The sequence below is a fragment of the Erwinia sp. genome (genome assembly GCF_049696395.1).
Lineage (GTDB): Bacteria > Pseudomonadota > Gammaproteobacteria > Enterobacterales > Enterobacteriaceae > Erwinia.
The window spans coordinates 22,035-34,306 of record NZ_JBAVTT010000131.1; the positions used below are offsets into that span (position 1 = coordinate 22,035).

At 55.2% G+C, this 12,272-nt stretch carries 3 protein-coding genes; 1 reads left to right on the forward strand and 2 read right to left on the reverse strand.

Annotation, left to right across the window (positions count from 1 at the left end):
* Positions 1–13: 13 nt before the first annotated feature.
* Positions 14–9,697: an autotransporter-associated beta strand repeat-containing protein gene (locus tag WCC56_RS16455; RefSeq protein WP_424693412.1), complete on the reverse strand. Its 9,684-nt coding sequence runs from the start codon at positions 9,695–9,697 to the stop codon at positions 14–16.
* Positions 9,698–10,153: 456 nt separating this feature from the next.
* Here WCC56_RS16455 and WCC56_RS16460 point away from each other — a divergent pair, with 456 nt between their 5' ends.
* A complete protein-coding gene (locus WCC56_RS16460) occupies positions 10,154–11,062 on the forward strand; it encodes a hypothetical protein (RefSeq protein WP_424693413.1) in 909 nt (302 codons plus the stop codon).
* Positions 11,063–11,145: 83 nt separating this feature from the next.
* On the opposite strand, the gene WCC56_RS16465 is transcribed toward WCC56_RS16460, so the two are convergent.
* Complete coding sequence (locus WCC56_RS16465; protein ID WP_424693414.1) at positions 11,146–12,171, reverse strand: LLM class flavin-dependent oxidoreductase; 1,026 nt, start codon at positions 12,169–12,171, stop codon at positions 11,146–11,148.
* Positions 12,172–12,272: the final 101 nt, after the last annotated feature.

Below are 12,272 nucleotides of genomic sequence, written 5' to 3' on the forward strand. Positions count from 1 at the left end.
GCCCCCTTGAACGCTAGAAACGCATTTTAAGCCCGACCGAAGCGGAGATATTCGCCGCCATTTTGCTGTCTCCGCCATTGTCCCAGACTTTGCCCACTTCGGTGTAAGCCTGCACTTCATTACTCACCGCCCAGGTTGTTCCCACCGCCGCTTCCGTTGCGCTGTAACGCTGGTCGGCGCTCAGGCTGGTTTTCCCGGCATTGTTGCTGGTGTTGCGATAGGTCACGGTATCCTGGCCGTCCGACAGTTCCTGCCAGAGGTTCACACGGACATAAGGTTTCACTTTGCCGTAATCGGTGTCGTAATCCGCCGTTAACCGGGCACCCAGACGACCAATAACGGCTGCATCAGCCTCCACATTGACGTTGGTTTTCGCTGCGCCATCCAGCGTCACGTTCTGGAAATCGCTGTACTGATAAATCAGCTGACCCTGAGGCTCAAGCGCCCAGCGGCTGTCACCCAGTTTCCACGGTTTGCCCACTTCAACAGAGGCGACAAAGGAGTTGCCGTCTGGGTGATAGGAGATCCGATCGACGTTGTTTTTCAGATCGACTTCGTGGTGGCCATATTGCAGCACGTTATCCACGTAGAAGCCGGTGTCGTCTGTCCAGGTCGCATAGCCGCCAAGATAGCTTGAGAAGGTCGAGTTATAGGCGGAGCCGCCGCCCAAACCGGTGTTACCAGACACCGAGCTGTCAGTGTCCAGGAAGGTGGCGTACATGCCCGCACGCCATTGATCGTTCTGCCAGAAGTCGCGTCCCATCTGCATCCCGTTGTAATTGGAATCACTGGTGGTGCCGGTCGCATCATTCATCTTCTGATTGACGGTTTTATAGATATAGCGAGCCCAGAAGCGTCCTTCCTGATCTTCTGGCACCGCAGCCTGCCACGGTTGCTCATCGCCCACTCGCTGATGCAGGGTGCCCAGCACGGTCAGATCTGCCTGACGGATAATCGAGCCCAGGCTGTTAAAACCTGGCACATCAGGACGATAACCCGCCCGCAGGAACCAGTCTTCCCCGGCGCCAGCCGCATTTCCGGCAAACAGCTGGTACTGGTATGCGCCAGCCAGCAGTTTGTCAGCGCCGATGGTGAATGCATCTCTGGTGGTTTGTGCGGTGGTAGTTGCGCCATTTTGCGCCTCGACCACCTTGATGCCGTCACCCTCCGTTGGTTCACCCAGCTGACTGACGTCGATATTCAGCAACGTCAGGCCAGAGGCGGTACCACCGGAAATCACCAGCCGGTCTGCCACGCCAGGACTGTGCTGCTGAGCGGCGATTTTCAGCGTGCCGTTCATGCCAACGTAATCGCCGTTTACGGTCAGCGTTGAACCCACATCGCCACCCTGCAGGTTTACCGTGCCCTGGTTAACCAGGTTGCCGACAGTTTGATTGAATCCGCCGCTGTCCAGCGTGCCGTTCTGGCTGACAACGTAGTCCGAAGCTGAACTGAAGCGGTTAGCACTGCCAGCACGCAGCGTGCCGTTCTGTACCAGCGTAATGCCACTCCAGCTGTTGTTGCCGTTTAAGGTGGTAACCCCGCTTCCGCGCTGCCAGACCTGGCCGCTGCCGGAGATGTCCCCGTTTACCGCCATCTCATCTGAGCGGTTGAAGGCCAGAATCGCCCTGTTCTCAATGTCGCCACTGACATTGCCGCCCGTGCCGCCATCGCCCAGTTGCAACGTCCCCGCGTTGATGGCTGTAATCCCCTGGAAGGCGCTGTCTTTGGTCAGCGTCAGCACGCCAGAACCCGCTTTAGTCAGATCCCCGGCGCCAGTGACGCTGTTCAGTAACGAAACGTCAAAACCGTTGGTATCGACCGTGCCGCCGCCGTTAGCCAGCTTAACTTCGCGGGTGGAGTTAAAGGCTGCGCCATAGCGCAATATCCCGCCGGCCAGGGTTAGCGCGGTGTTTGCCGCCCCCATGCTGGCATCCTTAGCGACTTGCAGCGCACCAGCACTCACCGTGGTGCCGCCTGAATAGGTGTTGTTGCCGTTAAGGACCAGCGTACCCAGGTCGGTTTTTCTGATCCCGCCCGATCCTGCCAGCACGGAGTTGATCGTGGCGGTATAGTCTGCACCCTGTGTGGTGCCATCCCCCACGCGGAGCACGGTGTCGGCGGTGTTGGTAGTGATCACGCCATTGTTAAAGACATAGCCATCTGTGGCAAACTGCGCGCCGCTGATCGCTACAACGCCGAGACTGTTATTCACGCTAACCGTCCCGGCCTGCCCTCCAAAGATGGCGAAAGAGGTATCGCTAAACGGAGTGTTAAAGCGACCGTCTGGCGTGGTCTGGTCGGTGGTCCAGTTATCGTTACCGATGCTGTTTTGCCAGACCCCGCTTCCGCCGTCGATCTCTCCGTTATTTTTGTCGGTATTGTTCGCTCCGCCGAAGCCATCCCAGAACCTCATCACCGTGCCAGCATGGTTGATCAGGTTGACCTGACCGGCGATGGAGGTCTGCACATAGAGATCGGCGGCGGCTTCAGGTGCCGTGCCGATATCCAGCTGATTGTCCGTTAGCGTTCCGCTGTAATTAAACACACGATACAGGCCAACATCGAACTGGCCGCCCGCAGTTTGCGTAATATTCAGTTTGCCATTCAGGTTCAGATCACCGTTGACGTTGATCAGGTCATTCAGCGTGCCGCCAGGGGAATACGCCTCACCAAACTGGAAATCGACCTGAGCATTTTGATTCAGAGTCAGCCCACCTACCGTCAACACACCCACGCTGCTGAGATCGCGCCCGGCTGCAAGATGTCCGCCATCCGCTACCGTAACGTTACCACCTGATGTGCCTTCTCCTCCTAACGTGGCCAAATTATTGACGGTGACAGCGCCTGTTGCCGCGGATTGATCGCCATTGATTAACAGGGTTCCCTGCTGAACACGAGTGGTGCCTGTCCAGCTGTTATCGCCTGACAGCGTCAGCGTCCCGTTGCCTGTTTTCACCAGGTTGCCGCCACTGCCACCGATCACTCCGGAGATAAGATCGTTTCGGCCCAGATTACCTTCAACCAGCGTCCCAGCCCCCAATACCACATTCCCGGCACCAGAAAGTGAGCCGATAGACGTGGGTTGGGTCGCTGCGCTGATATCTACCTGGCCGTTTGACTGATTATCAACACGGGCATTTTGTGCCTGAGCATTGCCAGCGAAGGTCACGTCGCCGAGGTTCGTCACCACGGCGCTGCCAGCATTGGCCGTATCAGCAAAAGCCAGACCTGAAGTCGCATCAACAGTAATCGTTGAGGTTCCACCCGAGCTCTGGTCGGTAAAATTAAGCTGACCCCCTTCAGTTACAGCGACGCTGCTTTGCGCAGCCGAGCTGGTGTCGTTGAATTGCAGCGTCGAGTTATCCACGCTGAAAGCATGACTTTCTGCTTGTGCTGCACCCGTAAAATTCAACTGAGCGAGGTCGGTTAAACCGATATCGCTGGAAGCCGTCCCAAATACGCCGGTGGTATTGGCATTCACCGTCAGCTGTCCGGTCCCATTTTTACCTGCGATGGTCGTATCGCCTGAATAGCTGTTTTGCTGGTTTAGCTCCAGCACGCCCTCATCCGTCCCGGCCGAGGTGTCTTCAATATTCAACGCGCCGCCGCCAGCTATCACTCCGGCAGGTGTTAAGGTGTGACCATACACGTCCAGTGTTCCACCGCCGGTGGCATCGAGGAAGATCAGCCGGTTAGTGGTGAAATCTGCTCCGGCTTGCAGCGCCGCACCGTTCTTCAGCGTCAGAGAGGTGCCGCTGGCCCCCAGGCTCGCATCGCGGGATGCCTGCAATGTACCTTGCCAGACTTCAATACCGGCCGAGAAGTCGTTATCCCCATTGAGGATCAACCGGCCAGGATCGGTTTTCAGCAAGCGGATGCGGTTATCGTCAAGTTCATCCTGCACCAGATCGGCATTCATCGTGGTGGTGATATCACTGCCCGTGGCGCCATCACCCACTCGGATGATGTAATAGGTATCCGCAACTGATTCGCCCTGAGCAGTGTAAGTGTTGGTCGGAGCAGGGACGGCTTGAGGGAACGAATCGGTCACCGTGCTGATGTAATGCAGCTGTGAGTCCGTATTCAGTTGACTCACCACATAACCATCGCTGGTGAACTGCATCCCGGAGTTAATCACCCTGCCGTTCACATCACTGACTATCACCGGGGCAGCGGTTCCCTGGAAGATAGCAAAAGCTGTCTGTGACCAGGGCGCGTTGCCCACGCCATCTGCAGTAGTCCAGTCATTCGTCACCCCGGCGACATTGGCCCGCCAGATGCCCGCGCCCCCATCGACACTGCTGTTACCGTTGGTGCCGTCTCCGTGGTTAGCGGTGTTGCCGCCGTCCCAGAACTGCAGGGCTGAAGCCGGATTAAGGTAGTTGAGGATCAGGTTAACCTGGTTGGCAATATTGGTTTGAATACTGGAGGTGCCGCCGTCATTAGCCGGTAAGGTGCCTATCTCCAGGCCCCGATTGGCCGCAGTATTGTTGATGGTGGCCCCAGCATAGCTGAACAGGCGATAAACGCCCGGCAGGAAGCTGCCGCCCGGAGACAGAGTGACGTTCAGGACGCCATCAAGGATCATCGTCCCTTTCACATTCACAAAGTCGTTTAAAGCACCGCCAGCGGTATAGGACTGCCCCAGTTCAAACTGGTTGTCGGTGGTGTCATTCAGCGTCAGGTCGCCATTGATGGTCAGTGTGCCTCTGCCGTTATCGCCTGGCCTCAGGATAGTGTCGTTACCGAACACCACCGATCCGCCCAGGGTGCCGTTACCGCCTAAGGTGGTATTGTCACCTACTGTTGTCAGTCCTGTGGCGGCACTTTGATCGCCATTGACCAACAGGGTGCCATTTGAAATCAACGTCTCAGCCGCATAGCTGTTGTTTCCGCCCAGCCGGGTTATGCCAGCGCCAATCTGATGAAATGCGCCGCTGCCGGAAATAATGCCGTTCAGCGTGACGTCGTCAGACCGGTTAACGGTCAGGATGCCATTATCAGTGATGTTGGTCGCTTCAGACAGGGTTCCTGTGGTGCCCCCGTTGCCGAGAGAGAGTTCAGAACCACTGCCAATCAGCGTATTGCCGGTGTAGGTATTGTCGGCGAGCAGATTGGTTTTACCGGCACCGATTCTTTCCATGCCGCCAGTACCCGAAATCACCCCGCTGTAATTCTGTTCATTGCCGCCATCAAACGACACCAGACTGTCAGCGCCATCGGTGAAGATGGCGTAATTATGCAGCGTGGCCTCGGTGTTATCAGTGACACTGTCACCGCTACGCAGCGTTGCGCCACCCTCTACATTGATTTGCGGCGTGCCGGACAGTGTCAGGTCATCAACCAGACGCACGTCTGTAGCCGCGCCGTTCAGGGTTAAGGTACTCCAACCGCTGCCGATATTAGTGCCTTTGGCCTGATCGTCTGCGGCGAAAGATCCCACTAATGCCGGGTTACTGCCCTGATGGGTGCCACTAAAGGTCAGCGTGCTGCCCGTTCCACCTTCACTGAGAATATGGGCTGTATTAGTCAGAGAAACATCACCAATTGTCGCGCTGTCGTTGCCATCAGTACCGCTAAAGGTGACGCCGCCCGCCAGCAGGCCGCTGGTCCAGCTGAATTGATCGTTGCCACTGCCGAGGTTGATTTCACCGCGTGTGTTGCCACCGGTAAGCGAAACGGAGTCATTGCCGCTGCCAGTCAATACCGCCAGTAATGTGTTGGTAGCCGCCAGCAAGGTGCCACTGTTGGTCACGGTAGTGTTTGCACTGCCTGAAGCATCAATCACCTTCGCATTCAGGTCTGTGCTGGCGTTGGTCAGGCTGCCGCTGTTGGTGATTGTCCGGTTAGTCGCCGTGCCGTTCAGCACAATCATGCTGTTGCTGTTGCTGGTTCCGCTGGCAGTGATGCTCCCGTTATTGACGAATTGCGTGGTATTGGCAGCCAGAATGGTGCTGCCCGTATTGCTGCTGGTCACAATCGTGCCATTGTTGGTCAGGCTGTTGGCGTTGGTGGCATCGATAGCCGCACCAGCGCTGCCGCCCATGGTGATATTGGCTCCGGAGATGACATTCCCATCGGTATTCGCCAGGATCCCGGTGCTGTCAGCACCCGAGCCATTGATGGTGTACCCCGTACCAATAGACAGATCGCCGGTGGTCGCCGCACCGCCCGCCTCTTCAAAAGCAAATCCCTGACCACTGCCGCTGACATTCAGGATATTGTTAGTCCCCTCGGCATTGAAGGTCACCGCCGTTCGGATAGCCGGACCATCAGCAGCATTGATAGTAACGTTGTTGAGGTTGATATTGCCGGTATTGGATTTGTTGTTGATCCCCGCACCCGTTCCTGAGATCCCAATAATGCTGTTATTGGCGGTAAACGATGAGGAACCGGTGTCCATCAAAACGCCGTCAGCCCCGCCAGAAGCGTTGATGGTATTCCCGGTTCCGTTGATGGTCAGAGAAGCGCCTGAGCCAAGTAATTGCACGGCTGCCAGACCGCCATTTGCGGTAACCGAGCCCAGCTTCTGCACTACAGCGCCTGCGCCCTGTACACGAATACCCACGTTCCCAGCGCCGCCACCAACGGTAATGGTACTGTTATTGGTCAGCACGCCCGCATTCTGGATATCCACACCGATATTATTTCCGCCGGTGCCAAGCACCTGGACCGGTGCATTAACCGTGGCACTGCCGTTATCATGCAGCCAGATCCCTTTGCTGTTACTGCCGTTCAGCTGGATCCCTGAAGTGCCCTGTAGCAACAGGTTACCGAGGTGTGAGACGTCATACCCAACGATGCCACTCTGCCCGACACCACTTGTCGTGGCAGCGTTAGAGGTCACATTGGTGGCGAATTCATCGGTCCCTTTTTTGCCGTCAATATTGTAATTGCGGCCATCAATCAACACCGCTGTCGTGTCATCGTGATTAAGGATGATGCCGCCGTCATTGATCGTGCCTTTTGCGCCGCCAGTCACTTTTACGCCAACAGCACCTTCAGCGTTGACGTTAATAATTGCCGGACCGGTGTTCAATGTGGTCAGCACATCGTCACTGGCGTCGCTGTTATTTTTGTCATCAAACCCGTTGGCAAACACCCCGGTTGAGTCCGTACCGGTCAGCGTTAACTGATAAGGTGTGCCGCTGCCGTTATCGCCGTTAAAGGTGGCGCCATCATCCACGGCAAACAGCACCGAGCTCGTCTGCCCGTTATCGTTGACAGAAGCATTTGCCACGTTAATTTTGGCCGCACTACCATAGGCGTAATAACCAATCTGCTGACTGTTTTCCAGCGAAAGACTGGACTGATTGTCAACATTGATAATTGCATTGCCACGCGCATGTACCCCAATGGCCCCCGCTGAGAGTAGCCTGATCGTTGAAGAGAGGTTGACCACCGCCTGATGCGTGTTCAGGCCTTCGGCATAGACTGCGTAATTTCGATAGGTGAAAGGGTCGTTGTCCGTGCCGCCGGTATCTCCGGCGCTGCCGACGGTTATTTCGCTGCTTTGAGTAGAGGACACAGTTGCATTAGCTGCGCGGGCCTGTACATAGATGGCCATATTATTATCGCCATCTACCAGAATATCCCCACTATTCACTACAGTGCCGGTGTTATCGGTAATATATAAGCCGTAGTTTGTGGCCGCGGCATCGTTGGTTAATTGACCCAATACCTGAATATTGCCGGTATTGGTCACGTCACCAGTGCCACCGTCCGAAAAAATGCCTGCCGAATTGCGGGTGTTTTCACCCAAACGGATCAAGCCATTATTGACGATATTCCCGCTGCTTTGGCTGTAGATCCCGGCGGCAAGACTGCCGCCCCCCGTCATATCCACATCTACAGGTGCCGCCCCGTTAGTGAGGATCGGCTCAACGCCCAGATAGATGGTGCCATTGTTGGTGAATGTCGCCGCTTGATCGGCATACACACCATATCCTGTGGCACGCCCCCCAATATTGTTTGCATTGCCGGTAAGGGCAATGGTGCCACCTGCGGTATTGGTAGCTACGGTTGTTCCTGATGCGCGAATACCAACGGCATTGGCCGTGGTGGTATCAGTCAGCGCGGCGTTAATCTGCCCGTTATTGGTTAAGGTGCTGGCACCCAGACCGGACATCGCCACACTGCCCGCGTTGTTGACATCCTGATTGGTGCCATCTTTCTCGATAAATAAGCCAGCATTCAGGGTGCCGTTGTTGATGGCGGTGGCATTGGTAGCGAGCATCCCCACGGTCGCCGGGCTGCTTTTGCTGCTGCGCCAGGCATTAATGGCTCCATTGTTGGTGATGATCGCCCCTTGATCCGCCCGCATCACGGCTGACGCCCCATCCACAGCAAGACTGCCCGTTGAGGTGACCGTGCCTGTGGCATTCGCTCCGGTGGCATAAATCACGTTCAAATCGCCGACTGGCAAGGTGGCATTATTGGTGTGGCTGCCTTTGTCATCCCAGACGTGGTAAGTCAGGTTGATGGTGGTCTGGTCTTCCTTGGCCAGCAAACCCGTAATGATGGCGTTGTAGGTATTCTGCGCTTCCACCGCTGAGTCGATGGTTTCGCCATTTACCGTCGCCCCCGCCGTCAGCCAGTACTGGATTTGCGAATCGCCTGCATATTGGCCCTGGCCCGTCAGGTAGTCATTGACGTCAGCAATATCTTCAGAAGACGTGATAGTGAAAGTTTTACTACCGAACTGTGTGACACGTTCGCCGACCTGGACGTAATTAGGCAGCGTAAGGGTGTAATTATATTGCGCACTTTGTGCAGTGACGTTTTGCGTATCGTTAGAGAGAACTGGCGCGGGTAGGAAATGGATGTAGTTATCTGACTGCCAGTTTACCGCGCTGGGGGCCGTACTGCTGCCATCGGCTTTGGCCAGCACGGAATTTTTGGCCAGCAGGTCCAGCCTGTTAGTCGGGGCAGCAATTGGCGTGCTGCCAGCCGTATCGGCGCCAATATTAATATTGGCCGTTCCACCTACTTCACTGACAGAAGCAATGCCGAATCCGTTAAAGATGCGCATAGAGTCAGGGTCATAGACCGGCAGTAACAGTGCGCTGACTGCCGTATCATCCGCTGAAGCAAAGGTGCCGGAGTCATAAATGCTGATGACCTGTTTACTGCCCTCCAGGCCCGGAATTTCAACATTCAACTCCTGGTTTTGCTGCGGGTTGGCCGGATTGGGTGAATAGGTGAACTGATCGATGTTAGCGGCGGTGATCGGTATCTGAGTACCAGAAGAATCGGTGGCAGTAATCACCGTGATACGATTCGGATCGCTACCCGTCGTGCCCGGTAACGCCTGTAACACGGCCACTGAAGTGCTGCTCCCCGTGCTACCAACGCCAATTGTCGGAATGGCGCCCAAAATATTCAGCACGGTTCCCGCAGGATAATGGTTAGTCGCGCTCTGGTTATCCAGGGTGAAGGCAAACCCGGTGTTAATCACGGTGTCGTAATCAATTCCCTGGTCTTCCGGGAAGAGATAGGAAGGATGAGCCGAGGAACTCCAGTCCACATCTACTGCAAAAGCCTGATCGGAAAAACCCGCTCCTCCCACGATCAGCGCAGTGAGTAATAATGAGGTGGCTGAAGAGGATTTTTTCCCCTTAGCGGAGGAATTTTCGGAAACAGGGATATAGCAAGACGCGGCACAGCTCCAGACCAACCGGTAGACTTTATTCATTACGAACCCCAAAGCACGCTAAATATCTGTTTTTGATGGAATTACACATCCAAAAATATTAATTACTAATTCTTAACATATTTAACAGTAGCCCATAATTCTTAGCAGGAAAAGTTATTTATCGAAAAGTGGATCTAAACCAAATTGTTTTTGAGGGAATTTACTAAAAGATGAGATTTAACGGGGGGTTGAGAGGACTCATCGAGAAAAATTTCTGACGCCGCCTTCATTATTTTAAGAGAGAAATCCACGCTAACAAGCTAACTGAAACCTTACGTACGCTTACTGGTCTGTTTTTACCGATAATCGCCAACTGTTCGCACTCCAGGCAAGGATCGTCCTCCTGACATACTTGCTGATGATTTTTGAGACGAACCCTAACGCTACGCGGCTGTATTCCTCAGGCCAGTAGCGTTAAAATGGTCGTCTCAAAGCAACACAGGATAGCGAGGTATAATGTCTTATCGTTTCACCCTGGCCGCAGTAACGGCCGCCATAACGCTCACCGGTTGCGCCAAACAACAGACAGCCGGTGCGCCTGAAGACTTCTTCAATGGCCCAACGCAGATCAATGTTTCGCATGTTGTTACCCGTGCCGATGATGGTTCCGCCATTTTTCTGACCGTGGATGGTAACGATGCGGGCCCACTGGTGGCCGGTAAAAATACCGAGCTGCATATTCCAGCAGGTAAACACAAGGTGGGGGGCTACGCCCAGACGCTGCTTGGCTTAGGCCGTGTGACCATCCAGTCTGTAGACGTCACGACTAAACCGGGTGAAGTGACGCAGCTGGCTTATTCGGTCACCCGTGATAAACCCGTGTTTGCCACTGAAGGTGTGACCAAGCTGCCACCTAAGCCAGTAGCTGCACCGGAACCGGCCAAAGATGCTGCTGCAGATCAGGCCGATCAGAATGCTTCAACGGCAACGTCGGCAACCATCCCAACGGTAGCGGCTACACCACCGACTGCGGCAGCAGCGGCGCAACCAGCGGCGACGTCGACTGGAACGGACGCGGCTCAGAGCACCGCGGCTACTCCGGCTGCGACAACAACGCAAAGCGCAGAGGCAACGACAGCACAACCGGCTGCCACGTCTACAACGACGACTGAAAATGCAGCTACAACCAGCACAACGACGACTCAAAATGCGGCTACGACCAGCCAGCCTGCTGCAACTAGCACAACGACGACTCAGAGCGCTGCTGATACTTCAGCGAAACCTGCTACGACCACCACTGAAACCAGTAAGAGTACCGGTACTGAGGCAACGCAGCCTGCCACCACTACTACCGAGACCACCCAAAGCACGGGCAACTCAACTACCACGCCAGTCGAGACCACAGAGTCCTCAACTAACGGATAATTCAGCTACCGGGATCCCCTCCCTGCAACGCTGGCTGGAGGCGCAAACCTCCAGCACACACCCGTTATCAGGTTTGATCGAAACTAGTCGCGCCAGCCCAAAGCTGGTGCGACATGTTTCAGGATCGCTTCCATTACATGAGCACAGTAATCCACCCCCAATTGGTTCGGAATGGTCAACAGCAGCGTATCTGCTTCTGCAATGGCTTCATCTTTCGCTAACTGCGCAATCAACGCTTCCGGTTCCGCAGAATAACTCCGGCCAAAGATGGCGCGTGTTTTCTCATCCAGATAACCGATCTGATCCCCGCCTTCGCGGCTGGCGCCAAAATAGGCACGATCGGTCGCATTCATTAAGGCAAAGATGCTGCGGCTGACGGAAACGCGTGGGGTACGCGTATGCCCTGCTTCCTGCCAGGCTGCGCGGTAAGCGCGGATCTGTTTCGCCTGCTGGATATGGAAGGGTTCGCCAGTTTCATCGTCTTTCAGCGTTGAGCTTTGCAGGTTCATGCCCAATTTCGCCGCCCAGACAGAGGTTGCGTTGGAACCGGACCCCCACCAGATACGTTCACGCAGACCTTCGGAGAAAGGTTCAAGCCTTAACAGGCCGGGAGGATTTGGGAACATAGGTTGCGGATTTGGTTTAGCAAACCCTTCGCCGCTCAGCACCTCAAGCAATTGTTCCGTGTGTCGACGACCCATATCCGCATCGCTTTCTCCTTCCTGTGGCGCATAGCCAAAATGCCGCCAGCCTTCGATAACCTGCTCAGGCGAACCCCGGCTGATGCCAAGCTGCAACCTGCCGCCGCTGATCAAATCCGCCACACCGGCATCTTCGGCCATATAGAGTGGGTTTTCGTAGCGCATGTCAATCACGCCGGTGCCAATCTCAATGCGTTTGGTTTTGGCACCGACTGCGGCCAGCAAAGGGAACGGCGCGCTGAGCTGACGAGCAAAATGGTGCACGCGGAAATAAGCCCCATCTGCCCCTAATTCTTCTGCTGCGACTGCCAGATCGATGGATTGCAACAGCGCATCGGCTGCCGATTGCGTCGCCGATTGCGGTGACGGAGTCCAGTGCCCAAATGACAGAAATCCAATTTTTTTCATGACCGCCGTGCCTTGTGTTCAGAGTGAAAAGAATATGCATCCCGCAGAATGAAGCCGAATCCCCTGTGCTTGCAAGCTTTTGACTGTTTCAATCTTTTAGC